Here is a 24,535-nt window from a genome sequence, read left to right as displayed (position 1 = left end):
TGGACAATGTGCGCGGGACGGGGTGGCGGGAGCGCAGTATCAGGCGGCCGTGGCGTGCTGGATGACAATGTTGCCGTAGGAGTTGCGCGCGTACACCCGCACGATGTCCTCCTCGCCCTGCGACCGGTCGACCGGTTGCATCCGGTTGCGCACGGTCCCGTGCTGGGCGTTGGTTTCCAGCTGCACCGCGCTACTCGGGCTGATTCCGACCTGGAGCTCGCCCATGGACGTTTCCAGGCGGAGCACGCCGCGCGACGCCTCACCGATACGGATGTCGCCTTTGGCGGTTTTCGCGGTTACCGAATCACGCGGGCGCTCGATGGTGATGTCGCCCGCGGATATCTCCAGGTCGCATTCGCCGAGTCCGCCTGCGCCCAGCAATCGGCCCACCGCGGCGGTGCCCTTCAGCCGGGAGCCGGTGGGTACCTCGATGGTCAGCTCGATCGACGGGTTGCCGCCGAACGGGGTGTAGGTCCGCCAGTCTTTCGGCGTTCGCACGGTCAAAGCGCCTGCGGTGAATTCGATCTGGGTTTGCGCGGCGGCGCGCACGTCACCCTTTTTGGACGCGTCGGCCGGACGGACCTCCACGACGGTGTCGATGCGGTCCGAGGCGATCACCGTGACCGCACCGGAGAGCACGTCGATCGTGACGGCGATCGGTTCCGGGGTCTCGAACGTCGGCATGGCTGTCTCCTGTGTGTGAATTGGTTGGCGTGTGAAATGCGCGGCTGGTCGCGACTACACGCGCTTGTTGAAAGTGGCACGCGACCACAGGTATCCGACGACGGCGAACCCGGCGCACCAGGCGAGCGCGGCGGCCGTGTAGCCACCCGAAGGGTGTCCGGCGAGAAACCCGCGCAACGCTTCGATGATCGGCGTGAAAGGTTGGTATTGCGCGAACTGCCGGATACCTTGCCCCATCTGGTCGGCGGGCACGATCGCGCTGCTCACGAACGGCAGCATGATCAGCGGCACCACGGTCATGCCCGCGGACTCCGGAGTCTTCGCGGCCATCCCCAGTGCGACCGTGAGCCAGGCGGCCGCGAACGACGTCGCCGCCATGATGCCGATCGCGCCCAGCCAGTCGAGTGCGGTCGCGGGCGGCCGGAACCCCAGCGCGAAGGCCACACCTATGACGGCCGCGATGGCCACCACATTGGTCAGTACGGTGGCCGCGACGTGGCCGGTCAGTACGGCGCCACGAGAGACGCTCATGACCTTGAACCTGTTGATGACGCCTTTCGCCATATCGGAGCTCACCGATACCGCGGTGCCCGACAACCCGTAGCTGATCGCCAGCAGGATCATGCCCGGTGTCGCGTAGTCGATGTACTGTTCGCCGACATCGAACGCGTTGCCGAACACGTACACGAAGATCAGCATCATCACGACCGGCATCAGGGCCGCGTTGAAGATCGTGACCGGAGTCCGGGCGATGTGCTTGAAGTTGCGGCGCAACATGATCGACGAATCGGCCAGCGGCGCGGAAATGGTGCTCATGGTGCGACAGCCTCCTTGGTGGCGTGACCGGTCAGGGCGAAGAAGACATCGTCGAGGTCAGGGGTGTGGACGGAGACCTCCTCGGCGTCGACCGAGTGTTCGGCGAGCCGATTCAGCAGGTCCCGCAGTGCTTTCGTCCCGCCGTCGCCGGGGACCCGCAGGGTCAGGGCCTCGTCGTCGCGGGTGGCCCCCGGCAGGATTCGCGCCGCCGCATCGAGCTGCGTGACGTCGGTGAATCGGAGCCGGATGTGGCTGCCGGGCACCCGGCGCTTGAGGTCGTCAGGTGTGCCTTCGCCGACTACGCGGCCCTGGTCGAGCACCGCGATCCGGTCGGCCAGCTGATCGGCCTCCTCGAGGTACTGAGTGGTCAGGAAGATCGTCACACCGTCGTTCGTCAATTCCCGGACGATCTCCCACATGGTGCGCCTGCTGCGCGGATCCAATCCCGTTGTCGGCTCGTCCAGGAAGACGATGTCCGGCTTGGTGACCAGCGTCATCGCCAGATCCAGTTTCCGGCGCATACCCCCGGAATAGGTCGACGCCTGCTTTCGCGCCGACTCCGCCAAATCGAACCGTTCGAGCAATTCGGTGATCACCCGCTTGCTCTCGTGTGCCCGCAGATGGTGCAGATCCGCCATCAGCCGCAGGTTCTCCTCCCCCGTCAGCAGATCGTCCACCGCCGCGAACTGACCTGTGACGCCGATCGCCGCGCGCACCGCCTCGGCATCGGTCGCGATGTCGTGCCCGGCGACCCGCGCCGTGCCGCCATCGGCTTTCGACAGCGTGGTCAGCACGTTCACCGTCGTCGTCTTACCCGCCCCGTTCGGGCCGAGCAGAGAGAAGATCGTGCCCGCACCGATATCCAAGTCGATACCATCGAGGATCGTCTTGTCCCCGTATGTCTTTCGCAGCCCGGAAGCCGCAATCGCTGAACTGTTCACAGGGATACTGTCGCGAGCCCCGCTGATACCGCCCTGACACCGGCCTGACACGTCCGCTGACACGGCATTCGGCCTGGTCAGCGCCGCATCCGACGAGCAGATGTCCGTGCACGTGCAGATCGTCTTCGCCGACGGAGGTTCGGAAGCGGCAGCCCTCCATCGGCGGTGACGACCTGCCCTCGTCAATCGCTGGTCGGGATCGTCGTTTCCGCGGGTGTGCCGAACCATAACGACAGCGCTGCTCGCAGGCCGTCCTCGGCGGTGTCGGCGGGTTCGTCGATGGTCGCGGCCCAGGCGATGTGGCCGTCCGGGCGGATCAGGAGGGCATCGGCTTCGCGGTTCTCGGCTTTGGCGGAGCGGATGTCGATGCGGTGCCGCCAGTCTCGGGCGGTATCACGAAGGTCCGCGCGGTCGGCGAGGTCGAGCAGGACGGGCCGTGCGGCGTGCATGACTTCGGCGACGCTGGTCGTCCCGTCGTCGGTGTGCAGGGTGAGGTCGGGCGCGAAGGTTCCGGTCGAGATGTGGTCGTTGGGATTGGGCAGTCGATAGCGGATATCGGCGCCGGCGATGAGGGCCGCCATGCGCCGCAGGGGCTGTTCGTCGGTGAGAAGTTCCTGGAAGACCGCCCGCAGCGCTTCGGAGGCCGGGTCGTGCCCGCGCCGCAGCGCGACCTGTGCCCGGGTGTGCAGCATGGTGCGCTCCCCGGCGAGATGGCGTTCCTCGTGATAGGTGTCCAACAGGCCGGCTGGCGCCCACCCGTTGACCTCGGCGGCCAGCTTCCAGGCCAGGTTGACCGCATCCAGCATTCCGGCGTTGAGCGCCACGCCCGTGGCGGGAAACAGATGGGCCGCGTCACCGGCGAGCAGGACCCGGCCCGCGCGATAGCGTTCGGCGTGGCGGGCCTTGAAGGTGAATCGCGACAGCCGGAACGTCTCCGCCACAGGCAGATCCACTCCCAGCACGCGACGGATGCTGTCGCGCAACTCTGCCACGGTCATCGGCACGTCATCGTCGTATTCGACGGTCTCGTCCTCGATCGTGTAGACGGACAACGCCTCCGAGGCGGGTGACACACCCATCCCGAACAGACCGCGATCCGTCCGCGTGAAACCCGCACGGATGGCGTCGAACCCGGGAACCTCGAGGTCGCCGTTGTCGAGCCGGGTGACCGAATCGGGCACGGTGATCTGGGCCAGCCGATTCACCTCCGGATATACGGTGCCGGGGAACGGAATGCCGGCCAGGTCACGAACCCGGCTGCGCGCACCGTCGCAGCCCACCAGGTAGCGGGCGGTCACCCGGTACGGCCCGACCGGCCCGTTGACCTCCCCGGTGACCGCGTCGGCGTCCTGCCGCACATCGAGCACCTGGTGTCCGCGACGGATATCGACGCCGAGTTCGCCGACGTATTCGCCGAGTAGTCGCTCCAGCTGCTGTTGCGGCAGCGGCAGCGCATGCATCGGGGATTCGTCCAGCTGGGTGAGGTCCACGTGCACACCGCCGAACGGGAACCGGGGAGCCGGAATCGGATCGGTGCAGGCCGCTTCGAACCGATCCAGCAAGCCCCGGTAGCGCAACAACTCCAGGATCTGCCCGCCGAGACCACCGGCTTTCGGGGTGTCCCGCGGCTGCGACTGCCGCTCCAGCACCAGCGGCCGCACTCCGGCCGAGCGCAGCTCGGCGGCCAGCATCAGGCCGGTCGGGCCCGCGCCCACGATGATCACGTCGGTATGCATTGTTACTCCCATCCCAGCCGATTCTGGCCGCGGCAAACGATTTCGGACAGCCCAGGTCGCCGATCGGGCGCTACCGCGCCCCGTACCTGCCGTGCCGGGGCCACCCGCCCTTGGAATTGGTGACCGCGCGCGGAGGCACGGGGCGAGTCACGAAGCGCTGCTGGTTGGTCTCGGTCGGGAAGGTGCTGCGTTGCTTTCGCATATCGGTTCCGCCTTTTCGAATACTCATGTGAAGCCACGGGATGCCGGAACTCCGGCGGGTCTGGCGCCGGATCAGGCGCGGTCGAACCAGGTGACCTGCGCGCCGGTGCTGAACTCTTGGCGCTGGGTGACCTCGAATCGCGTCGGCTCGAAATTGCCCGTGAATGCCCTGATGCCGTCGCCCGCGATCACGGGGTAGCTCTTGATGATCAGCTGGTCGACCTCGCCGAGGAGCTGTCCGGCCAGATTGCCGCCGCCGCAGAGCCAAATATCCAGGCCCGCTTCCTTCTTCAGTTGCCGGACCAGCTCGACCGGATCGGCGTCGACGACCTCCACCTGCGGGTTGTCCACCGGCGCGAGGGTGCTCGAGAAGACGTACTGCCTCAAGTGGTTGTACGGGCTGGTGCAGCCGATCGCGAGGCCCGGTTCGTAGGTGCCGCGACCCATGACCAGGGTGTCCAGGGTCTTGTTCGGCGTGTCGAGGGGCATGCCGACGGACTCGCGCAGAGGCGTCGGCACCGTCTCCGGATAGCGCTCGTTGATCCACGCCGTCATGTCCTCACACATCGGATAGAAGTCGAATTCCCCCTGCGGCCCCGCGATGTAGCCGTCGAGGGAGACCGCCACGTAGTAGACAAGCTTTCGCATCTTAACCGCCTCAACTGTAGTACTCTGTGCGAAGTGATTTGAACCGTAGTACTACAGATGGAGTGGTGTCAAGTGGTGCGCACGAATCCGGAACGCCGGCAGGCTCTGCTGGATGCGTCAATCGAGGTCCTGGCCCGCGAAGGGGCACGTGGCCTGACCTTCAGGGCGGTCGATCAGGAGGCGAGAGTGCCCGCCGGAACCGCCTCCAATTACTTCCCCAACCGGGACGCACTGCTCGTCCAGGTCGGACACCGCTATTACGAGCGGCTGATCCCCAGCGACGCCGCCATGGCGAAATCCCGCAGCCCACAGACCCGCGAATCCATGACCGAACTCATGACCGAGGTGGTCGACCGGGTCTCCCATTTCCGCACCGGCTATCTCGCGATCCTCGAACTGCGACTGGAGGCCACCCGGCGGCCCGAACTGCAGGCGCTGCTCACCGAGCGGGTACGCGCGGATCTCGACTTCAATATCAGCAACTATCGGGAGTCGGAGCTGCCCGGCGACGAGGACGCCGTTGTGCTGCTCTACCTCGCTCTGAACTGGCTCATCCTCGAACGACTCACCCTGCCCGGCATTTTCGACGAGCAGCGGGCCGCCGAACTGGTGCGGACGATCGTGGACCGGGCAATACCCGCCCAGGTCAGGTAAACCCGGAACGATCCATCCATTGTTCGAACCGACGCTCTCCGAGAGGAAGTCAGGCATGACGAGACCGTTTCGATTCGGGGTCGTCGCCCCGCTCAGGACCGACCTGCCGACGTGGCGAGATCGCGTGCGCCGCATCGCCGACAGCGGCTACTCGACGCTGCTGGTGCCCGACTTCCCGCAGACGCAACCGGCGCCCGGCCCCATGCTGGCCACCGCCGCGGCCCTGACCGACCTGCGCGTGGGCACCTGGGTGTACGCCTCTCCGCTACGCCCGCCTTGGCTGACAGCGTGGGAAGCGCACTCGCTGTCGCTACTCACCGACGGACGCTTCGAGATGGGCATCGGCACCGGCAGACCGGGAATCGAGGACGAACTCCGCGACAAGGGACTGCCCGTCGTGCCACCGAACGAGCGGCTGGCGCAGGTACGTGAGACCGTCGAAACGCTGCGCGAACTCGACGGCCCCGACCTGCACACGCCCGTGGCGATGGCCGTACTGGGTCCAAAGGCCCGGTCGTTGGCGGCGGAGGTCGCGGACACGGTCACGTTCGCACTGGGGGATCAGTCTCGGGGCGAAGTAGAGCGGCTGGCACGCGACTTCCGCACCATCGGGAACGTCGAGCTCGCGCTCGCCGTGCCGGTCATCGGCGACACTGTCGCGCCGCACATGGCGCCACCCGACACCGACCCTGCCGCGCTTCGCGCGGCGGACGCACTGGCCGTACTTCCGGATGATCCGGCGGCCGCCGCCGAGGAAATCCAGCGGCGCCGAGAGGAGATCGGCTTCTCCTACTTCATCTTCGGCGCCGACTTCGCCGACCGGTTCGCTCCGGTCGTCGCCGAGCTCGCCGGACGGTAGCCGAGCAAAAGGTCACTCCCACCACTGACTACGCGGCACCAAGGCAGGGCGTCGATGTCGGTGGACCGCGGGTTCACCATGTCGTTGCAGCCCGGTACGGACCCGTTGACCGGGCCTGATCGGCGAATCCTGAGGTGGCTGGTGCGGCGCTGACTCGGAGGGGACGGCGATGCGTGCCCGAGCCGGACTTGGCAGCCGATTCTGGCGTCGACTACATCAAGGACACCCAGCCAGACCGATGGGAACATACGTTCGACTCGAGGTAAGGTGCCGGAGTATGCCGGACCACGAGCCCATCCCCTTCGCAGGAACGCAGATCGACCAGGTGCGCAGGCAGCTGCTGGATGCGGCCGCGTTCGGCAAGCATCTGCGACCCGAACAGCTGGAGAACATGGCGGGCAGGCTGGCCGAGGGTTTGCGCGCTTACACCGAGGCCATCACGGCCGCGACCCCACCCGCGACCCCGCCCACCGACGGGCGCGCCTGCCTCGACTACCGCGGCCGTCTCCGATGACGGTCGGTGTCCGCGAATTCCGTATTCATCCCGAGCGCGGGACCGGACGGATCCGGCGGCGAGCGGGGATGTCGGCGGTCCCGCTCGGTCGATAGGCCGGCTAGATCGGACGGAAACCGGCTCCGGGACCACCGCGCGCGTCGACGTCGTCGATGATGGCGGTCATCTTCGTCCCGAGCTGAGGTCCGAGGCAGGGCACCGTCACGTATGCGTTCACCATGCTGACGAGTGTCGTTCCGACCACGACCGGCCCACCGGAGTCACCAGGGACGACACATATCTGCGTCCAGGTCCACCCGGACTCCAGCACGTCTCCGTAGGTCAGTCCGCAGGTGTGGCCGGTGCTATAGCCTTCCTTGCACGCGATATCCGGGAACTGCGCGGGACCGCCCACCTGGGCGATCGTCGTGTTGCCGACGCGGCTCACCGGTACGACTTTGTCCGGTTCGAACACGATGACGGCGTAGTCCATGTCGTTGTTGGCCTGGGCGATGGTGCCGACCACGCCGGCGTCGCGATCGGCCGCCGCGGCGACGGTGGTACCCGCACCACCACAATGAGCCGCGGTGAATCCGACCAACCGGCCTGCGCCATCGTGCCCGATCGTGGTGAGCGTACAGATGCCCTGATCGTTGACGACGATGCCGGAGCCGCCGCCCAGCACGACCGGAGCGGCGGCGCGCACCATGCCCGCGTGCGCCCCGATCAGCGTTGCGCATGCCGCGAGCGCAGCAGCTGTTCCCGCAAGTTTCTCGAACATGCCGCATCCAATCGGTCGAAGGGGAAAATCGTCCCCCCATGCCGCGCGAACAGTACTGCTGTTTACTTGAAGAACTCGAAGACCAGGCATCCAGACGTCGTCACCAATCTTGCGGGATCGAGCCTGGTCGAGTGCGCCTCCTAGGTGACGAAACGCCGACGGTCACGCCACGATCTGGCGAGGGTGCGTGACGCGCGGCGTTCGTCGTTTCCTCAGCGATGCCGTCCAGCAGATCATGCGATGCAGATCGGGAAGACGAAGAGCAGCGGCGGGATGAAGCAGACCGGCCAGAAGAACGGAGCCCAGAACAGAACGGCGTCATCGGTCTGCAATTGCCCGTGCTGGGAGACATCTACGGCTGCAGGAGGGGCAGGCACAGGCGCTACGTCCGGGGACCCGGTAGCAACACCCGAACCGAAAGCGATCATTGGCACACAGGCTGCCGCAGCTGCGGCTGCGATAATCTTGTTTTTGGTCATTGTGCTTCCTTCAACTGACGGTTGGGATGCCTTCGCCCGTTGAAGGCTCCCTCTTATGACCCCTCTAACTCTTCTCTCAGGAAGCTCGCAAGATCATCGTCCCACGGGTCGGAAACACTCACCCCTCGGTGTGAATCCCGAGGTGAGTACGGGGTTCGCGTACCACCCCCGTGCACTACTGGTCGAAATCTCGTCCGCACGTCGACTTCGCCGACCCGACGCCTGCGAAAGATGGGCCCGAATTGCCCAGTCGGCAGCACCGTGCCGACCGCACCGGGAACACTCAGCGTCGAAACAGAGGCGTTTCTCTTGTCCGTGCCAGATCATGTGTGATAGCCGGTCTTCCGCGGTAGGGGGCAGATTCCGAGCAAACCGGATGCTGTTGAGGCGGCGGGAATCTCGCTGCACCGGATTACGGCACAACGATTTTCGGCGGGAACGGCCGCCCGGTCGCTACTATCCAACCTACTGTTACCTGATCAACGAGGGGATGTTCGGTGCAGTCAGGCAGAAACGGCTCGATCGGCGAGCGCCGCACGATCGCGATCGTCGGCGGGATACGCCCTTGCGGGGTGGAGGACCGTCCGTCGTGGACCGAGGACAACGGCGCCCGAGCCGCGCGGGAGGTCGGCGCCGAACTGGCAAGGGCAGGCTACGACCTCTTCGTCTATTCCAGCGCGCCGCGATTCGTCGAACGCGATGTGGTAGCCGGATACCTTTCCGTCGAGCCGTGCAGAGCCGGTTCCATCCATGTCCGGCCACCGTACGGATCTTCCGAAACCAGTTTCCCGCATCCACCACATAAGTCCGGCGCCTTCGAAATTCGTCATGAAGCGGAAGACGACTGGGAAGTCTCTTATTACCGTTCGCTGCGTGAAGCCGACGGTGTCGTACTCATCGGTGGCGGCCGCACCACATTGATCACCGCGATGGTGGCGATGGCGTTCGATATTCCCCTCGCGCCCGTCGCCGCTTTCGGTGGTGCCGCGCGTAAGGCATGGGTATCGATGGGACGCACCGGCAATCTCGCCACGCCGGAGGAGCTTTCGATCCTGGGCGGGGAGTGGAACGCCGGCGCCGCTGAGAATGTCGTCGCGATCCTGCGCACTCAGCAGGAACGCAAACAATCAGCGGAGACGATGCGGTCGCGCGCCGAGCGGCATGCCGAGTACAAGTCCGGAATCGGGTTGCTCTTCGGCGCGCTCTTGCTGATCGGCGGGTTCGCGATGATCCCGCTGGTTTACGCGGTGGACGGCAACGCATCGCTCACCCTGGTCGGGCTGATCGCGGGCTCCCTGCTGGCGGCGACGTCAGGGGCGATAATCCGCACTGCCGTCGACCGCAGGGAGGACTGGGCGCGAAGTTCGGTACTGGGGATGTCGGCAGGTGCGATCGCGGTCCTCTTGTTCATCTCGGCACAACTGGCGACCTCGCCCGATCTGTTGACGGGCCCCGGCGCGCGACGGCTCCTGTTCTTCGTGCTGTCCGTCGGTTTCATCGCGGGCTACACCTTCGACGCGGTGTACGCCAAGATCCGCCAACAGCAGGTCGTCGACACATCCGGCCTGCGTTCGGTCCTTCCCGAGCCGCAGGCGGATCAGAATGGCAACTGAGACAGACTCTTCCAGCAGGCCGAACGTCTTTCTCAGTCACCGGTACCGATCACCCGATGTCAACCTGTTCTTCTGGCGAATCATCCGGAAGGTGCAACCGGTCGCCTTCCGCGTGGACGAAGGGCTGACCTTCACCAGCCCGACGCGGCTGGAACGGATGATGCGAGACGCGGACGGGTTCGTGGGCATATACCCGCTACCAGGAGACGCGCAGACGGCGTGGGATCTGCGCACGCTCCAGCACGAAGCGCGGTACTTCCTGCTCGAGTTGAGCATCGCCGCACGCCTGCGGTATCCCAGCATCGTTTTCTGCGACCACCGGTACGGCGCCCTGTTGCGGTGCCCTCCGGAGATACGAGTCGTGGAGTACGACCCCCAGGAGATCACCGACGAACGCTATTCGCCGCTGATCGCGCGCGTCACCAAAGCATTCGAGACTTTCGCCGACGGTTTGCGGGCGCATATCTCCGCACGCGCCGGAACACGCTCGTACCGCCGAAGAGAAGTAGGCCTGCTGCTGAACCGGAGCACCAGGGCGGAGATCGGCGATGTGTTGGAAAGCAGCCTCGAGGAAGCGGTGTGGCAGCCGGTGAACCTGGCCTGGCCGCCTCGACTCGATTTGACGTTCGTCAGCCGGCTGCGCGAATTGGATTGGCTGGTGGTCGCACTCGACGACCCGGCGGCATATATCGCGGCGAGCTTTGCCGCAGGCCACGGCGTGCCTACGCTGCCCCTGTCGCACACTCCTGCCGATAGAGTGCCCGACCAACTCTCCGGAGCGTTGTTCGAGGATGTCCAGCCGCGCCACAGTAGGCGGGTGTTGTTCCTGGCAGGATCGCGACGACCTCGGAAGCTCTTTCGAGGAAACCCTCACTGTGATCGGGCATCAGCCCCGGCTTTTCCACGACGCCGATCAGGCCAGCCGATATTTCACCACGGCCGCGCTTCGCAAAGAAGTCGTATTTCTCAGCTACGCCAACGAGGACAGGGACACGGCGGAACTGTTCAGCCGGGCGCTGCACGCCAGGTTCCAGGAAGTCTTCGACTATCGGAAGACCGGATCCATACGCACCGGGCAGAACTGGCTGGACGAACTCATGGACAGCTTGGCGAAGACAGCGGTCGGCGTCCTGCTGCTCTCGCCCAGCTACGTCGCCAGCCCGTATTGCGTGACCGAGGCTCAACGCCTGTACCAGGCCAGCATCGAAGGCCGCGCGACACTGCTACCCGTCCGACTTCAGCATGTGGAGCTACCCGAGTTCCTCAAAGGGGTCCAGTACCGCAGGCTGCCCGGCAACACCGAGTCCGATGTCGAAGCGGCGGTGCAGGAACTGATCGAATTACTCGGTGATGCGAAGCTCGGCGAGCAATAACATCTGCCCCACACCCGGCTGCGACACACCAGCTTCGTCGAATCGACGTGTCCACCCGCGTCCGGATACCTACCGAGCCACCAGAAATAGGGGCTCTCCCGCCTGGTTACGATCAGCCCAACGTTCTGAGAGGAAAATCATGACCAAGCCCTTCGCCGCCGTGCTCGCTGCGGCCGCCGCCGCTCTACTCTTCCTGCCCGCCGCACCCGCGCAAGCCCAGTCCCCCTTCTGCGCCAAGGCCATCGAGCTGATCAACATCGCGATCGACACGAGCGGCGGCACCATGGACACGGCGACGGCGACAGCGCTGTCCGACCGCCTGGGCGGCCTGGCCCTTCTGGCCCAGGGCGCGGAGAAGGACGTCATCACCGCCTACGCCGACGCACTGGTAGATGCCAACGTCACCGACCTCGACCCCTACACCGACGATCTCAACCGCGTCTGCGCCGCCTGACCGCAAGCCACCTGAACCCCTCAGCGTCGAATCTGAGGGGTTTTGCGCTGTCTCTACCTGGTCACATGCCCATGCGTTCCAGCGCCCAATCCGTCGCGGCTTCTACGTCGTCAGCCGGGACGGACCACGTAACGTGAATCGGCGGAGTCACCCACCGATGCCGACGCCAGCCACGACCGGGGCGGATCGCCCAACCTCCGAACTCGCGGCGCACGGGATACGCCCTCCCGGATTCGGCTCTCCCGCGCAGCGTGAGCCTCATAACGCGTCCTTCTCTCATTCGTCGTAGTCGGACGGCCACACGATCATTGCGACGACCACCGCGAGGGGTAGGCCGATCACGAACGAGATCCGAGCCACGCGAGATCCGAGCCGCGCTCACCGGCGCACCCCGTCGAAAATGGGCCAGCGGCCGAATGAGGCCCGTGGCGAGGCACATTCGACGTCGACGATAGCCATTGCCCGATCCATCGTCACCGCGTCCACGTGCGCGGACGATGGTAGTAACACCACGTCTACCCCCGGATGACTCGACCTGTCCGACCAGGCCGAGCACCGTATCCATATTCGCCCAGTGCAGCTCGCATCCGAGCCGCCGCGCCAAGCGGCGGACCTGAGCAGAGTCCCATTTCCGCCGTCGGTGACGACGGGTCGATCCAACCGAGCGCGTCCATTCCCCTTTTGCCCCTCGTCCCCTCGGCGTTGGTGAGTTCCCGCCGCCGAGGAACACCGTCGACCCAGTGGCGGGGCTGAATCGAAGTTAAGTGAGCTGCGTTCTCGGGCCGACGATTTCGCCGTCATCAGGCGTCCACACCCGGGCTAGGCTGGAGTTGTGGAACCTGGGGTGCTGTTGCGCGCCGCCAGGGAGGCGGCGGGAATCTCGCTGCGCGGCATGTCCACCATGGTCGAAACCTTCGCCCGTGAAGCGCGCACGGCACGAGCCGATGCGGCTGCGCTCGCGTCCGAGGTAACGCAATATCGAGGTTGGCTGGAGCACGCGGTCGGAGCCGACACCGCCGCCCGGCGCAGCCTGGCCACGGCGGTAGGTCTGGCGGCAGACTCCCTTGACCCGGACCGCCTTGTGCACAGCCCGGGATTCTCCGGTTACGTCACCTGGATCGCGACCGGGGATTACGGCGAGGTCGTCGCCCTATCGACGCCGCACTCGGCGTGCGATGTGCGCATCCCGTGCTCGTCGCCTACGCACAGATGCGGCGGGCCGAATTACTGGCCGCGCGGAGAAACACGCGAGACACAACGCGCCATGGCCGACGCCGACGCCGCGACGGAAACGGCGGACGGCGTCGAACCACCCGAGGCGATGTACTGGTGGACTCCCGGGTTCGGCGCCGTGCGGCGCGGCGGGGTTCTTGCACTGCTCGGACGCCATTGCGAAGCGGCGCGCGAGGCGACACACGCCCATCTGCAGAGCGGATTCGCATCCATGAGCCCTTCGGCCGCAGGGTGCTCGATGAGATGAAATCTATTGCTGTCGCAGCGCCGTTCTGGATCAACTCTACTGTCGAGTTCGACGTTTCCGCAGATCAGAGGGTATTTGTGGGGCGGGCGGGGCTCGAACCCGCGACCAATGGATTATGAGTCCACGGCTCTAACCGACTGAGCTACCGCCCCGTGCCGCGAAACCGCGAGCGTTGGGGATGCTACCGGGTCCGGTGGGGTGCGGACCAGTCGGCTGGGGATGACCTAGGGTGGGTGGGTCGGAAACTTACTGGAGGGTCAGGTATGGCCGGTCTGTTCACGAAGGTGCTGAAGGCGCATCAGTGGGTGTACGAGAACAGCGGTGGGCTGGTGGGGCATCGGCTGCTGCTGGGGAATCCGACGCTGCTGCTGCGGACGGTGGGACGCAAGTCCGGCAAGGAACGGACCTCGGCGCTGACGTACGCGCGCGACGGTGCGGACTATCTGGTGACGGCGTCCAACGGCGGATCGCCGCGGCCGCCGGGATGGCTGGCGAACGTGAAGGCCCGACCGGAGTGCGAAATCCAGGTCGGTCGGCGGAAACTGACGGTGCGGGCCCGGGCGACACTGCCGGATGATCCCGAGTACGCGCGGCGGTGGGCGCTCGTCGACGAGGTGAACAAGGGTCGCTACAGCGCCTATCAGAAGCTGACGAAGCGGCCTATCGCGGTCGTGGTGCTGACCCCGGCGTAGCGGGGTCAGCCCTCGCGGTAGTCCTCGTCCCAGTCGTCCTCGTAGTCCTCGGCGTCGTCATGGTCGTCCCATGGCTCGGCTTCCTTCGGCGGCCTGCTGGCGAACTGGACGACAGCTACCACGAAGCCGAGGACCACGATGACGATTGCGACGACGAGCACAGTTTCCACCCCGGCACCCTAGCGCCGTCGCCGGGGCAGCGCACTACGTCGATTGTCCAGTTCGCCGGTTTGTTCACACTGTTAACAAAGTGCGCCCCAGCGCCGCCCGCGACTCGATGGCGGCATGCGCCCGGTCGGCCTGATCGAGCGGGAAGGTCTGACCGATGACGACCTCGAGGCGGCCCGCGACTACCTCCTCCTGAGCGCGCCGGGCGATCGCCTGCCAATCGATGTCCGCGCCGGTGATGTCGAACAGCCCGTAGACGCTGATGCCGCGCGCCGCGGCGGTTTCCTGGTTCAGTACGGCGAATTGGCCTGCGGCGGCTCCGTATCCGAAAAAACGCCCGCCATCCGCGGCGACCGTGAGCGCAGCCTCGCCGAGCGCGCCGCCCGCGCCGTCGAACACTACGTGCGCGCCCGCCCCCTCGGTCGCGGCGCGCGCCTTCGCCGCCCAGTCGGGCGCGGAGTAGTCGACCACCGCGGTCGCGCCGAGCCGCTCGGCGAGTTCCAGCTTGGCGGCGCCCCGTGCGGCGGCGACGACATTCGCGCCCGCCGCGCGGGCGAGCTGGATCAGCAGCACACCCAGCCCACCGGCGGCGGCGGTGATCAGGACCCATTCCCCCGGCTGGACGGCGGCATGGTCGAACACCGCGAGCGCGGTTCGACCGTCGTGGGCCAGCGCGACGGCCTGCGTCGCGGTCAGCCCCTTCGGCAAGGCAGTCAGCGTATCCGCCTTGGCCAGCGCTTTCTCGGCATATCCGCCGATCGGCAGGCCGCCGCCGATGCCGCTGGCCGCGGTGGGCGTCGACACCCGCTTGCCGATCCAGGACGAATCGACGCCGGAACCGACCGACGCCACCACCCCGGCGACCGCGCCGCCGGGCACATAGGGCAACTCGATCGCGAAGAAGTCGGTTCCCCAACCGCTCCGCAGCCTGGTGTCCAGGAACATCACATCCGCGGCGGCCACGTCGACGACCACCTCCCCTGGTCCCGCCACCGGATCCGGCAGCTCCCGAACCACGAGCACTTCCGGTCCACCGAACTCACCGGCTTGCACAGCCCGCATGTCACACACCCTTCGTCGTTCCTTGCCGTCTTCGGACGAAGATCAGCATGGAACCTGAAGTCGTGTTGAGGTCAAATGGTGCGTCAGGAACCGCCGCCGCAACTGGAGCTACTGCCACCACCACAGCTGGAGCTACTGCCACCACCACAGCTGGAACTGCTGCCCCCGCCGCAACTGGAACTACTGCCGCCGCCGCAACTGGAACTACCCCCGCCGCCGCAACCGCTTCCCCCGCCGCAACTGCTGCCGTGGTGATGATGGCCGTGGTGGTGCAGATGCCCGCCGCCACAGCCGCTCGGCTGGTCGGACCCCCCGATCAAACCGGCTCCGCCGGCCGCCCAGAACGGATCTGTGGAACCCCCCTCGTAATATCCGCCGCTTCGGTTCCCACCGCGCCACGCACCGTACGGCGGCGGCTGATAGCGGTTGCGCTGCGAACGGATGATGGCGACTACGGCGATGATCGGAGCCGCCACGAGGAGCAGCACCATCAACAGGATGATCAGAAAGATGAGTGCGCTCATGTCAGAACGGTAGCGGCACATCGGCGCGCACGTACAGTGAACTGTGGTGAACTTCAGGTTCCGTCGAAACCCGGTGCGCGAGGTCGACCTGGCGACCGTACGCGCCGCCGTCGACGCGCTGGAACTGCCCGAGGCAGTCTACAAGACCTGCCCTTGGCAGCCACGGGAATTGGTGGACAAAGGATTGCGCCAGTGGCTGCTGTGCTGCGGCGCGGCCATGCGTGACAACCAGGTGATCGGCATGCCGTCACACGCGGTCGACGAGGCATGGCACGGATTCATCCTGTGCACCACGCGCTACGCCGATTTCTGCGCGAGGGCATACGGCCGCTTCCTGCACCACTTCCCGGAAGGCGCCGGGCCGCCGAATCCCGCGCACGGAACCATGGACGAACAGCTCGGCCGCACCGTGGTCGCGTGGTCGTTCGTGGCGGCTCCCGGCGAGGAATGCGTGCTGTGGGATCTGGACCGGCGAGTCGGTGTCGAGCACCCGTGGGGCATCGACGCCGATCGGGTCGTGGCCGTCGAGGCGGAGCTGGCCCGCACTCTCGCCTCCTGATCTCAGGTCAGCTTCACCCGCGCCGCCAGGAATCGGACGACGCCGGGCGCGAACCGGCCGAAGTGGTACTGCAAGTGGGCTTCCGGCGTCACCGGCACGATGCCGCGATCCCGCTGCACCGCGCGCACGATCCGCTCGGCCACCTTCTCCGGCCCGTAGCGCCGCATCCGGTACAGGTTGTCGTAACGCTCCTGCTTGCGCTTCTCCTCCTCCGCGCTGACGCCGGAGAACCGAGTGCGCCGCACGATGTCGGTGTGCACGATGCCGGGGCAGATGGTGTGCACCGAGATGCCGCGACCGGCCACTTCGGCGCGCAGGCAGTCGGAGAACATGAAGACCGCCGACTTGCTGGTTGCGTAGGCGCTGAACCCCTGCTGCGGACTGTAGGCCGCCATGCTCGACAGGTTCACGATGTGTCCACCGAGACCGCGCTCGGCCATGGCCGGACCGAACGCGCGGCAGCCGTTCACCACCCCGCCTAGGTTGATCCGCAGTACCCGGTCGAATTCCTCCGCCGACGTCTCGAAGAATCCACCGGCCTGACCGATCCCCGCGTTGTTGATCAGGATGTCCGGGACGCCGTGGGTCGCCAGCACCGCCTCGGCGTGCGCGCGCATCGCGCCTTCATCGGCGACGTCGAGCGGATAGGCGTGCGCCAGACCGTGTTCGGCGGCGATCAGCTCGGCGGTCTCCTTCGCCGCCGCCGGATCGATGTCGGAGACGACGATCTCCGCGCCGCGACGGGCCAAGGCGAGCGCGGTCGCGCGCCCGATGCCGCTGCCACCGCCGGTGATGACCACGAGTTGATCATCGAACGGCCGCGCGGTCCGCCCCACCTCGGCGCGGCGCAGGGTCCGGGGCGCCGGTGAGCCGCCGAGGGTGTCGATCAGTTCGGTGGTCGCGGTGGCCAGCAACTCCGGATGAGAGAACGGCATCCAGTGCCCGGCGGGGACGTCCCGCCGCCACAGCCGCTCGGTCCACTTGTGTTCGTCGTCGAATCCGGCGGGTCGCACGGCGACGTCGCGTCCGGCGACGATCAGCTGCACCGGCACCTCGGTGCGCCGCTCGCGCGGGGCGAGCATGCGCTGCACGATGTTCGCACGGTAGATCAGCAGGCCGTCGACGATGTCGGCGCGAAAGGTGGGGCCGAGACGCACGCTCGACGGCTCGGTCTCGTTCATCAGCGCGACGACCCGCCGCCAGAGGCGTTCGGTCCCTACCAGTCCGAAGGTGGCGCGCGGCAGCCCGGGGGTCATGAAGAAGAAGGTGTAAGCCGAGGACAGCAGTTGGGTGAACGGCTGCCACACGTTGCGCGGTGTCGGACGCGTCAGCCGGTCGCGGATCCATTTGCCGACGTGGTCCAGGTTCGGTCCCGAGACGGAGGTGAACGACGCGATCCGGGCCGCCGCGCCGGGCTCGCACACCGCTTCCCATACCTGCACCGAACCCCAGTCGTGGGCGAGCACATGTACGGGCCGATCGGGGCTGACCGCGTCGGCGACCGCGTAGAAGTCCGCGGCCAGGCGGTCGAGCCGGAAGTCGGCGGTGCGCCTGGTGCGGGTGGAGCGTCCGTGCCCGCGGGTGTCGTAGGCGACGACGTGGAACCGTCGAGCCAGGCGCGGCACAACGGCGTCCCACAGGTGATGGGTGTCCGGCCAACCGTGCACCAGCACAATGGTTTCCGCGGCCGGGTCGCCGTATTCGTAGACGGCGAGGTCGAATTCGCCGCTGCGCACGCTGCGTCCCACCGCGGGGAGTTCGGCGATTTCGGTGGTGGTCATCGAGTTTCTCCTCAGCCGAATGGCGGGTCGGATCACAGATCGAGCACGAGGCGGCCACCGTCGGCGCGCGAGACGCAGACGAGCATCGCGCCCGCCTCGTGCTCGGCGTCGGTGAGCACGCTGTCGCGATGGTCGGGTTCGCCGGCCAGTACCCGGACCTTGCAGGTGCGGCAGAATCCCTGTCTGCACGAGTACGGGCGGTCGGGCCGGGAAGCGAGGATGGCGTCGAGCGCGGTGCGGTCCGCGGCGACCTCGACGACCTCCCCCGTGGAAGCGAATTCGATCTCGAACGGCTTACCGTTCACGATCGGTGGTGGCGAGAACCGCTCGAAATGCAGTTCCACCTGGGGGATTTCCCGCACCGCATCGGCAACGACGGTGATCATCGGCACCGGACCGCAGCAATAGACGGCGGTGTCGGGTCCGACGCCGGGCAGCAGGGCGCCCGCATCGGGGAGACCGTGTTCGTCGTCGGTGCGGACCACGACCCGGTCGCCGAATCCCGACAACTCGTCGAGGAAGGGCAAGGTATCCCGGCTGCGCCCCGTGTACACCATCGACCACTCGATACCCAGCCGGTGCGCCAACCTGACCATGGGCAGGATCGGCGTGACACCGATGCCGCCCGCAACGAAATGCAAACGCGCGGCGGGCGATCCGTGACCGGGCACGGCGAACGGGAAGGCGTTGCGCGGACCGCGCACCACGATCGCCGAACCCACCGGAAGACAGTCGTGCACCTCGACAGATCCACCGCCGCCTTCGGGGATCCGGCGCACCGCCACCCGGTAGGCGCGGACGTCCGCGGGGTCGCCGCACAGCGAGTACTGCCGCAAACGGCCGGAAGGCAGCTCGAGGTCGAGATGCGCGCCGGGACGCCAGGGCGGCAACGCGCGCCCGTCGGGGGCGGCCAGCCGCAGGCTCACCACGTCTTGGTCGTGCGCCTCGATCCGCCGCTCGGTGACCACCAGCGCGAGCCGCCGATCGTCCGTCTTCGGCCGCGGATCGCGCCGATTGATCAGAGCGGTCCAGCGCAGTCGCGCCGAGGCCACCGCGTCGAGCACCCGCACGGTGCGGTCGCGCTCGCGTCTGCCGAACAGGTCTGCGGGCAATTGGTCGGGAACCGGCGATCTCACGAGGCGATCGCTCGCGCCGCCGGGGACTTTGCCAGATAGGCCACCGCCTGAGCGGTGGAGCCGACCGTCTCCGGGTTGTAGCCGGGCCTGAACGTGCTCAACGCACTCCACAGCAGCGAGGGGACGCCGGGCAACGCGCCGCGCCACATCGCACCGAAGACCCGCATCAGCAGCCCCGGATAGCCGTGATCGGGCAGGTCGCGGTCCTGGTGGACGAGGAACTTGGTGCCGCGCACCACCAACGTCAGGAAGATGGGGAACACCAGCAGCATGAGGGCCGCGCGCCGCACGTATCCGGCCCCGAAGTACACGGCCACGTCGTGCGCGACGTGCCGGTGCTCGACCTCCTCCGCCCCGTGCCAGCGGAACAGGTCCGCCATGCGCGGGTCGGCGCCGAACCGCTCCAGATCCGCGTTGAGCACCCAGTCGCCGAGGTAGGCGAAGAAGTGCTCCAGGCACGCGATGAAGGCCAGCCGCTCCACCATCACCTGCCGTTCGGCGACGCCTTCGACATCTCTCGGCCCGAGCGTGCGGCGGAACAGATACTCGGCGTGCCGCAGATAGGGCTCGGGATCGATGCCGTGCGCGGCGAGCACCTCGTGCAACACCTTGTCGTGCGTCTCGGCGTGCATCGATTCCTGACCGATGAACCCGAGCATCGCCTCCCGCAGCCGCTCGTCCCGCACGTACGGCAGCGCCTCGGCGTAGGCGGCGCAGAACATGCGCTCCCCTTCGGGCAGCAGGAGATTCAGCGAGTTGATCAGATGCGAGGCGATGGGTTCGGCGGGCATCCAGCGTAGCGGCGTGTCCGACCAGTCGAAGCGCACGTTGCGGGCGTGCAGCGCCACGGCGCCCGGGTCGGCGTCGGGCCGCCGCCCGGCCCTGCGAAGTAGCTTCATCGATACTCCTCGATCCTCACGCGCACGCGTCGCCGCGCGATTCCTACATATCCGTAGCAAGGATCATACACATACATGGAACTTCCAGTAACACACAAAAGCGTCACGCACCGCTGTACGGTGGCACCACCCGCGACAGTCGTCACACCTGCCGTTTCCGGCCCAAAATTAGAACGTGTTCTAGTAGTCTTTTGCTATGGAACGATTGACCGGATTGGATGCCAGCTTTCTCTACTTGGAAACCGGGACCCAGCATCTGCACGTCTGCGCGCTGCTGATCCTCGACCCGTCGTCGGGCGGCTACTCGTTCGACGGCTTCAAAGCCGAACTGGCTCGGCGACTTCCCCTGATTCCGCAGATGCGCCGCCGCGTGTACGAGGTGCCGTTGAACCTCGACCATCCCGTGTGGGTGGAGGACGAGAATTTCGACCTCGACTACCACCTCCGCCGCATCGCGATCGCGGCGCCGGCCGGACGCCGCGAACTGGCCGAACTCGTCGGGGACATCGCCAGCCGCCCCATGGATCGCGACCGCCCGTTGTGGGAGATGTCCGTGGTGGAGGGTCTCGACGACGGGAAGGTCGCGGTGATCTGCAAATACCACCACGCCGCCGTGGACGGCGTCACCGGAGCCGACCTGATGATGCACCTGTGCGATCCGGAGCCGGGTGCCGCCAAGGAGGTACCCGACAAGGAGTGGCGCCCCGAGCCGAAACCGAATGACTGGCAATTACTGGCCGAGGCGGTAGTGAAGTTCCCGACCCGAGCGGGCATCGTCGGGATGCTGCCGAAAACGGTCGGCGTAGTCGCCGGTTTCGCGCAGCGCCGTCGCCAGAACAAGACGGGCATGGCCATCCCGTTCTCCGCTCCACGCACGCCGTTCAATCTCGCCATCACCCCGCACCGCGCCGTCGCGTTCACCGAGACCGAACTCGACGCCGTCAAGGAGATCCGCTCCGCGTTCGGCGTCAAGGTGAACGACGTGGTGCTGACCGTCGTCGCCGGTGCGCTGCGCACCTATCTGGCCGGGCGCGACGAGTTGCCGGACCGCTCGCTCATCGCGTCCGTACCCGTGTCCGTGCACGAGTCGACCCGGCACAAGGCCGGGATCAACAAGGTGTCCACGCTATTCGCGCGGCTGGGCACCGACCTCGCCGACCCGGTGGAACGCCTGCGCGAGGTGGCCGAGGCCAACCGGGGAGCCAAGGAAGAGCACGAGGTGATGGGCGCCGACTTCCTGCAGGACTGGTCCAAATACGCCCCGCCGAACACCTTCCGGCTCGCCGCACGGATGTACTCCTCGCTCAAGCTGGCGGAGAAGCACCCGGTGGTGCACAACTTGGTGGTGTCCAACGTGCCCGGTCCGCCGATGCCGCTGTACTTCCTCGGCATCCGGGTGGACGGGATGTACCCGTTCGGACCGGTGTTCCACGGCGCGGGCCTGACGGTGACCGTGCTGTCGAACAACGACAAGCTGAATTTCGGATTCATCGCCTGCAAGGAATTGGTGCCCGACATCGCCGCGCTGGCTGACGCTGTTCCCGGCGTGGTCGCCGAATTGCTCGCCGCGGCACGCACCTCGGGCTGAGCGCCGGGTCCCGTTCCGCCACCGCCGCCGGACGGGACCTGCCGAGTCACATCTTCGCGGCGACGGCCGCACAGGCTTCGAGCAGCACCGGTACGAAACGATCGGCTTCCAGCACACAGGACGCGTGCCCGGCCGCGACCAGATGCTTGCTCGCCCCTGGAATCATCGTCGCCAACTCCATCTGCCGATAGACGGGAATCGCGCGATCTCGGGTCGTGATCACCACCGCCGTCGGCATCGTCAGCTCCGGCAACCACGCGGTCGCGTCGAAGCGCCCCACCGCGGCGAGCACCTGGGTGAGCGCCCACCCGCTGGTGCTGCGGAACTCGCCGAGCGCCCAGCGATCCAAGCGTCCCTGCGCCCACGTGATCTCGGGAAGCTCGGGCAGACGGCCCGCGAGCTTCTCGGCACGACGGTAGGAGTATTGCTCCACAGCGGCGGCGACAGCGCCGAACGTCCGGTGAAAAGCGTGCTCGCGCCATTTCTCGCGGAACCGATAGGGCGTCGCGCACAGCACCAGCCCGCTCACTCGGTCCGGATGGCGTCGTCCCGCCAGCAGGCTGACGATTCCGCCCAGCGAAAACCCTGCGCAGATGGCTCGGTCGATCTGCAACGCGTCGAGTACGGCCGCCACGTCGTCGGCGCAGTCCTCCAGGGTGAACCGCTCGGAGCGGATGCCGCGCCCGTGCCACCGCTGGTCGAACAGGATGACCCGGTACCGCCGGGCCAGCTCCGCCAGCGAGGGGAACCAGGTGAGGTACGCGGTGCAGGCGGTGGCGTGCAGGAGCACCAGCGCGGGCGCGTGCTCGGGCCCCGGGATGTCGACCACGTAGGTCCGGCCTCGACCCGCCAGCTCGACCAGGCGGCCACCGGGCACCTCGGCGATATCCGGCACCCGCAAACGTCCGCCGAACCGCGTCACGCTTCGGCCGGGGTTCGTCATAGCGCACCTCCCGAGTGGTCACACCTCCGCAATTCTAGAACACGTTCCACATCTGCGGCGCACAGGAATGGCATCGACGGCCCGCTCACCGGGACGCGTGGTCGATCACGCCGTAACCGCCGACCGCCTGGGCTACTGTCGCGAGACGCGTCGACACCAGGCGCATTTTCTGTAACGTGTTACAGGCAGATTCGAGAGACGGAGGTACCCCGGATGGGGCGGTTGACCGGCAAGGTGGCGTTGATCAGCGGCGGAGCGCGCGGCATGGGCGCGGCGCACGCCAAGGCCCTGGTCGCCGAGGACGCGCGCGTGGTGCTGGGCGACGTGCTCGACGAGGAGGGCGCCGCGGTCGCCGCGGAACTCGGCGACAACGCCGCCTACGTCCACCTCGACGTGCGCGAGCCGGAAGACTGGCGCAAAGCCGTCGGCGCGGCGGTGGAGCGCTTCGGGTCACTGAGTGTCCTGGTGAACAACGCGGGCATCGTGAACGGCAACCTGCTCGTCGCGTTCGAATTGGCCGAATGGCAACGGATCATCGACATCAACCTCACCGGCACATTCCTCGGGATGCAGGCCGCTACGCCCGCGATGATCGATGCAGGCGGCGGCTCGATCATCAACATCTCCTCCGTCGAAGGCATGCGCGGCAGCCCGGGCCTGCACGGCTACACGGCCACCAAGTTCGCCGTGCGCGGGCTCACCAAATCCACCGCGCTCGAGCTGGCGCAGTACAAGATCCGCGTGAATTCCGTGCACCCCGGCTTGATCCGTACACCGATGACCGAGAACATCCCGGAGGACTTCCTCCAGATCCCGCTCGGCCGCGGCGCCGACCCGTCCGAGGTCTCCGCCCTGGTGACGTTCCTGGCCAGCGACGAATCGTCGTACTCGACCGGCGCCGAGTTCGTGGTGGACGGCGGTCTCACCGTAGGCGTTCCGCACAAGAGCTTCTGAGTCACCCGCGGGTGGCCAGCAGGGCGAGCGGCGGAAGCGACACCAGCGCCACGGCCACGATCGCGTTGCTCCACTTGTAGGCCACCAGCAGCGCGGCGAACTCGCGCAGGAAGGCGCTCGGCAAGTAGTAGAAGGCGGTCTTGGCGCCCGTCACCTCGGCGTCGAGGTCGAGGCGGCGGGCCAGGATCGCCGTGCGCAACATGTGAAAGTTGCTCGTCACCAGCACCATGCGCGTAGTGGGACCGCGCTCGCCGAGCAGCCGTTTGGTGAAGAGCAGATTCTCCTCGGTCGTTCCCGACCGGTCTTCCAGCACGACGCGATCTTCCGGCACGCCTCGGTCGATCAAGTAATCACCCATGGCCGAGGCCTCGGAGACCTCCTCGTCGTCTCCCCTACCGCCACTGGCGATCAACAGTGGGGCGCGCCCCGCGCCGGCTTCGTCACGGTAGACCTCGATCGCCCGATCCAGGCGCGCGGCCAGCAGCGGCGACACCTCACCGTCGACCAGCCCGGCGCCGTGCACGACGATCGCGTCCATCCCGGGACGGTGGGGCAACAGTCCGTAGCACAGGGAATACAACAGGAACGCCGCGAACAGAAAGCCGACGTAGCTGATCGTCATCGTGAGCGACGCCAGAAGCACTACCAGCCAGATGTTTTCGGTCAGCAGTGCCAGGAGGAGCACCACGTACGGCGTCAACAGGGCGATACCGAGTCCGAGCGGCAACAGATTCGGAAGACGCCAACCCTCACGGCGCACCAACTGCGCGCCGTTGGCGATCGACAACCCGGCCAGCACCAGCACCAGCAGCGGTGACAGCAGCACCACCAACGGCGCGAGCACCACCGTGCGATCGCCCTCGATGATCCGGCCGACCACCCACGCGCCGACGAACCCCAGCCCGAGGAGCAGGAACACCCCGTGGCCCAGACGCCTGCGGTCCCTGCCGAATCGCACCGCGAACACACCGAGCAGGACCACGCCGACGACCAGCAAAAGCACCGGGTCACGGTAGC

The 24,535-nt window shown here is 66.9% G+C and carries 26 protein-coding genes and 1 tRNA gene; 12 read left to right on the top strand and 15 right to left on the bottom strand.

The window, feature by feature from the left end:
* Nucleotides 1–39: 39 nt before the first annotated feature.
* From ACFV2O_RS18915 to ACFV2O_RS18895, 5 genes are all read right to left on the bottom strand, one after another.
* The gene (locus ACFV2O_RS18915; RefSeq protein ID WP_379252921.1) at nt 40–684 is read right to left on the bottom strand and encodes a DUF4097 family beta strand repeat-containing protein; all 645 of its coding nucleotides are present in this window, start codon (nt 682–684) and stop codon (nt 40–42) included.
* 54 nt (nt 685–738) lie between these two features.
* On the bottom strand, nt 739–1,500 hold the full coding sequence (locus ACFV2O_RS18910) for an ABC transporter permease (protein ID WP_356964977.1): 762 nt from the start codon (nt 1,498–1,500) through the stop codon (nt 739–741).
* A complete protein-coding gene (locus ACFV2O_RS18905) occupies nt 1,497–2,441 on the bottom strand; it encodes an ATP-binding cassette domain-containing protein (protein ID WP_379252920.1) in 945 nt (314 codons plus the stop codon). The genes ACFV2O_RS18910 and ACFV2O_RS18905 overlap by 4 nt, the downstream gene beginning before the upstream one ends.
* Nucleotides 2,442–2,623: 182 nt before the next feature.
* On the bottom strand, nt 2,624–4,177 hold the full coding sequence (locus tag ACFV2O_RS18900) for an FAD-dependent monooxygenase (RefSeq protein ID WP_379252919.1): 1,554 nt from the start codon (nt 4,175–4,177) through the stop codon (nt 2,624–2,626).
* A gap of 273 nt (nt 4,178–4,450) precedes the next feature.
* Nucleotides 4,451–5,026: a dihydrofolate reductase family protein gene (locus ACFV2O_RS18895; RefSeq protein ID WP_379252918.1), complete on the bottom strand. Its 576-nt coding sequence runs from the start codon at nt 5,024–5,026 to the stop codon at nt 4,451–4,453.
* A gap of 72 nt (nt 5,027–5,098) precedes the next feature.
* Between ACFV2O_RS18895 and ACFV2O_RS18890 the strand changes: the two genes are divergently transcribed.
* The 3 genes from ACFV2O_RS18890 to ACFV2O_RS18880 all read left to right on the top strand — a co-directional run bounded on the left by ACFV2O_RS18890 (nt 5,099) and on the right by ACFV2O_RS18880 (nt 7,053).
* On the top strand, nt 5,099–5,680 hold the full coding sequence (locus ACFV2O_RS18890; protein WP_379252917.1) for a TetR/AcrR family transcriptional regulator: 582 nt from the start codon (nt 5,099–5,101) through the stop codon (nt 5,678–5,680).
* Nucleotides 5,681–5,735: 55 nt separating this feature from the next.
* Nucleotides 5,736–6,539 carry an LLM class flavin-dependent oxidoreductase gene (locus ACFV2O_RS18885; RefSeq protein WP_379252916.1) on the top strand — a complete coding sequence of 268 codons (804 nt, stop codon included), beginning with the start codon at nt 5,736–5,738 and terminating at the stop codon, nt 6,537–6,539.
* A 277-nt stretch (nt 6,540–6,816) separates the two neighbouring features.
* On the top strand, nt 6,817–7,053 hold the full coding sequence (locus ACFV2O_RS18880; protein ID WP_356964971.1) for a DUF6374 family protein: 237 nt from the start codon (nt 6,817–6,819) through the stop codon (nt 7,051–7,053).
* Between the two features lie 100 nt (nt 7,054–7,153).
* Here the strand turns inward: ACFV2O_RS18880 and ACFV2O_RS18875 are convergent, their stop codons facing one another.
* Nucleotides 7,154–7,813, bottom strand: a complete 660-nt coding sequence (locus ACFV2O_RS18875; protein WP_379252915.1) for a serine protease — start codon at nt 7,811–7,813, stop codon at nt 7,154–7,156.
* 233 nt (nt 7,814–8,046) lie between these two features.
* Nucleotides 8,047–8,292, bottom strand: coding sequence for a hypothetical protein (locus tag ACFV2O_RS18870; protein WP_379252914.1), 246 nt, complete (start codon nt 8,290–8,292; stop codon nt 8,047–8,049).
* Nucleotides 8,293–8,789: 497 nt separating this feature from the next.
* Between ACFV2O_RS18870 and ACFV2O_RS18865 the strand changes: the two genes are divergently transcribed.
* The 4 genes from ACFV2O_RS18865 to ACFV2O_RS18850 all read left to right on the top strand — a co-directional run bounded on the left by ACFV2O_RS18865 (nt 8,790) and on the right by ACFV2O_RS18850 (nt 13,212).
* The gene (locus ACFV2O_RS18865; protein WP_379252913.1) at nt 8,790–9,905 is read left to right on the top strand and encodes a hypothetical protein; all 1,116 of its coding nucleotides are present in this window, start codon (nt 8,790–8,792) and stop codon (nt 9,903–9,905) included.
* Between the two features lie 875 nt (nt 9,906–10,780).
* Nucleotides 10,781–11,278: a toll/interleukin-1 receptor domain-containing protein gene (locus tag ACFV2O_RS18860; protein WP_379252912.1), complete on the top strand. Its 498-nt coding sequence runs from the start codon at nt 10,781–10,783 to the stop codon at nt 11,276–11,278.
* A gap of 139 nt (nt 11,279–11,417) precedes the next feature.
* Complete coding sequence (locus ACFV2O_RS18855; protein ID WP_379252911.1) at nt 11,418–11,732, top strand: hypothetical protein; 315 nt, start codon at nt 11,418–11,420, stop codon at nt 11,730–11,732.
* Nucleotides 11,733–12,564: 832 nt separating this feature from the next.
* Nucleotides 12,565–13,212, top strand: a complete 648-nt coding sequence (locus ACFV2O_RS18850; RefSeq protein ID WP_379252910.1) for a hypothetical protein — start codon at nt 12,565–12,567, stop codon at nt 13,210–13,212.
* Between the two features lie 78 nt (nt 13,213–13,290).
* Here the strand turns inward: ACFV2O_RS18850 and ACFV2O_RS18845 are convergent.
* Nucleotides 13,291–13,364, bottom strand: a tRNA-Ile gene (locus ACFV2O_RS18845).
* 111 nt (nt 13,365–13,475) lie between these two features.
* On the opposite strand from ACFV2O_RS18845, the gene ACFV2O_RS18840 reads away from it, so the two are divergent.
* Nucleotides 13,476–13,904 (top strand): nitroreductase/quinone reductase family protein, encoded by a 429-nt coding sequence (locus ACFV2O_RS18840; RefSeq protein ID WP_379252909.1) that lies wholly within the window; start codon nt 13,476–13,478, stop codon nt 13,902–13,904.
* A 5-nt stretch (nt 13,905–13,909) separates the two neighbouring features.
* Here ACFV2O_RS18840 and ACFV2O_RS18835 read toward each other — a convergent pair whose 3' ends face one another.
* Both ACFV2O_RS18835 and ACFV2O_RS18830 read right to left on the bottom strand, forming a co-directional pair.
* Complete coding sequence (locus ACFV2O_RS18835) at nt 13,910–14,074, bottom strand: hypothetical protein (RefSeq protein WP_355072572.1); 165 nt, start codon at nt 14,072–14,074, stop codon at nt 13,910–13,912.
* A gap of 64 nt (nt 14,075–14,138) precedes the next feature.
* Nucleotides 14,139–15,134 (bottom strand): zinc-binding dehydrogenase, encoded by a 996-nt coding sequence (locus tag ACFV2O_RS18830; protein WP_379252908.1) that lies wholly within the window; start codon nt 15,132–15,134, stop codon nt 14,139–14,141.
* A 75-nt stretch (nt 15,135–15,209) separates the two neighbouring features.
* Here ACFV2O_RS18830 and ACFV2O_RS18825 point away from each other — a divergent pair, with 75 nt between their 5' ends.
* Both ACFV2O_RS18825 and ACFV2O_RS18820 read left to right on the top strand, forming a co-directional pair.
* On the top strand, nt 15,210–15,389 hold the full coding sequence (locus ACFV2O_RS18825) for a hypothetical protein (protein WP_379252907.1): 180 nt from the start codon (nt 15,210–15,212) through the stop codon (nt 15,387–15,389).
* A gap of 315 nt (nt 15,390–15,704) precedes the next feature.
* Nucleotides 15,705–16,217, top strand: coding sequence for a hypothetical protein (locus ACFV2O_RS18820; RefSeq protein WP_379252906.1), 513 nt, complete (start codon nt 15,705–15,707; stop codon nt 16,215–16,217).
* Between the two features lie 2 nt (nt 16,218–16,219).
* Here the strand turns inward: ACFV2O_RS18820 and ACFV2O_RS18815 are convergent, their stop codons facing one another.
* Genes ACFV2O_RS18815 through ACFV2O_RS18805 form a run of 3 tightly spaced genes read right to left on the bottom strand, consistent with a single transcriptional unit; the run spans nt 16,220 to nt 20,033 of the window.
* Complete coding sequence (locus tag ACFV2O_RS18815; RefSeq protein WP_379252905.1) at nt 16,220–17,998, bottom strand: SDR family oxidoreductase; 1,779 nt, start codon at nt 17,996–17,998, stop codon at nt 16,220–16,222.
* A gap of 32 nt (nt 17,999–18,030) precedes the next feature.
* Entirely contained in the window at nt 18,031–19,134 is a 1,104-nt protein-coding gene (locus tag ACFV2O_RS18810; protein WP_379252904.1) for a PDR/VanB family oxidoreductase, read from the bottom strand.
* Nucleotides 19,131–20,033: a metal-dependent hydrolase gene (locus ACFV2O_RS18805; RefSeq protein ID WP_379252903.1), complete on the bottom strand. Its 903-nt coding sequence runs from the start codon at nt 20,031–20,033 to the stop codon at nt 19,131–19,133. The genes ACFV2O_RS18810 and ACFV2O_RS18805 overlap by 4 nt, the downstream gene beginning before the upstream one ends.
* A 196-nt stretch (nt 20,034–20,229) precedes the next feature.
* On the opposite strand from ACFV2O_RS18805, the gene ACFV2O_RS18800 reads away from it, so the two are divergent.
* Complete coding sequence (locus tag ACFV2O_RS18800) at nt 20,230–21,621, top strand: wax ester/triacylglycerol synthase family O-acyltransferase (protein WP_379252902.1); 1,392 nt, start codon at nt 20,230–20,232, stop codon at nt 21,619–21,621.
* Between the two features lie 46 nt (nt 21,622–21,667).
* On the opposite strand, the gene ACFV2O_RS18795 is transcribed toward ACFV2O_RS18800, so the two are convergent.
* Entirely contained in the window at nt 21,668–22,564 is an 897-nt protein-coding gene (locus ACFV2O_RS18795) for an alpha/beta fold hydrolase (protein WP_379252901.1), read from the bottom strand.
* A 213-nt stretch (nt 22,565–22,777) separates the two neighbouring features.
* Between ACFV2O_RS18795 and ACFV2O_RS18790 the strand changes: the two genes are divergently transcribed.
* Complete coding sequence (locus ACFV2O_RS18790) at nt 22,778–23,518, top strand: glucose 1-dehydrogenase (RefSeq protein WP_379252900.1); 741 nt, start codon at nt 22,778–22,780, stop codon at nt 23,516–23,518.
* A gap of 1 nt (nt 23,519) precedes the next feature.
* Here ACFV2O_RS18790 and ACFV2O_RS18785 read toward each other — a convergent pair whose 3' ends face one another.
* Entirely contained in the window at nt 23,520–24,521 is a 1,002-nt protein-coding gene (locus tag ACFV2O_RS18785; protein WP_379252899.1) for a YdcF family protein, read from the bottom strand.
* Nucleotides 24,522–24,535: the final 14 nt, after the last annotated feature.

The sequence above is a fragment of the Nocardia sp. NPDC059691 genome (assembly GCF_042733915.1).
Classification (GTDB): Bacteria; Actinomycetota; Actinomycetes; order Mycobacteriales; family Mycobacteriaceae; genus Nocardia; species Nocardia sichangensis.
This window is presented reverse-complemented; position numbering and strand designations above follow the sequence as displayed.

Bases quoted from the DNA above. Each gene is read 5' to 3' on its own strand.
- ACFV2O_RS18915 (WP_379252921.1), bottom strand. From the start codon at position 684: ATGCCGACGTTCGAGACCCCGGAACCGATCGCCGTCACGATCGACGTG.
- ACFV2O_RS18910 (WP_356964977.1), bottom strand. From the start codon at position 1,500: ATGAGCACCATTTCCGCGCCGCTGGCCGATTCGTCGATCATGTTGCGC.
- ACFV2O_RS18900 (WP_379252919.1), bottom strand. From the start codon at position 4,177: ATGCATACCGACGTGATCATCGTGGGCGCGGGCCCGACCGGCCTGATG.
- ACFV2O_RS18895 (WP_379252918.1), bottom strand. From the start codon at position 5,026: ATGCGAAAGCTTGTCTACTACGTGGCGGTCTCCCTCGACGGCTACATC.
- ACFV2O_RS18885 (WP_379252916.1), top strand. From the start codon at position 5,736: ATGACGAGACCGTTTCGATTCGGGGTCGTCGCCCCGCTCAGGACCGAC.
- ACFV2O_RS18880 (WP_356964971.1), top strand. From the start codon at position 6,817: ATGCCGGACCACGAGCCCATCCCCTTCGCAGGAACGCAGATCGACCAG.
- ACFV2O_RS18875 (WP_379252915.1), bottom strand. From the start codon at position 7,813: ATGTTCGAGAAACTTGCGGGAACAGCTGCTGCGCTCGCGGCATGCGCA.
- ACFV2O_RS18870 (WP_379252914.1), bottom strand. From the start codon at position 8,292: ATGACCAAAAACAAGATTATCGCAGCCGCAGCTGCGGCAGCCTGTGTG.
- ACFV2O_RS18855 (WP_379252911.1), top strand. From the start codon at position 11,418: ATGACCAAGCCCTTCGCCGCCGTGCTCGCTGCGGCCGCCGCCGCTCTA.
- ACFV2O_RS18840 (WP_379252909.1), top strand. From the start codon at position 13,476: ATGGCCGGTCTGTTCACGAAGGTGCTGAAGGCGCATCAGTGGGTGTAC.
- ACFV2O_RS18830 (WP_379252908.1), bottom strand. From the start codon at position 15,134: ATGCGGGCTGTGCAAGCCGGTGAGTTCGGTGGACCGGAAGTGCTCGTG.
- ACFV2O_RS18825 (WP_379252907.1), top strand. From the start codon at position 15,210: ATGGTGCGTCAGGAACCGCCGCCGCAACTGGAGCTACTGCCACCACCA.
- ACFV2O_RS18815 (WP_379252905.1), bottom strand. From the start codon at position 17,998: ATGACCACCACCGAAATCGCCGAACTCCCCGCGGTGGGACGCAGCGTG.
- ACFV2O_RS18805 (WP_379252903.1), bottom strand. From the start codon at position 20,033: ATGAAGCTACTTCGCAGGGCCGGGCGGCGGCCCGACGCCGACCCGGGC.
- ACFV2O_RS18800 (WP_379252902.1), top strand. From the start codon at position 20,230: ATGGAACGATTGACCGGATTGGATGCCAGCTTTCTCTACTTGGAAACC.
- ACFV2O_RS18795 (WP_379252901.1), bottom strand. From the start codon at position 22,564: ATGACGAACCCCGGCCGAAGCGTGACGCGGTTCGGCGGACGTTTGCGG.
- ACFV2O_RS18790 (WP_379252900.1), top strand. From the start codon at position 22,778: ATGGGGCGGTTGACCGGCAAGGTGGCGTTGATCAGCGGCGGAGCGCGC.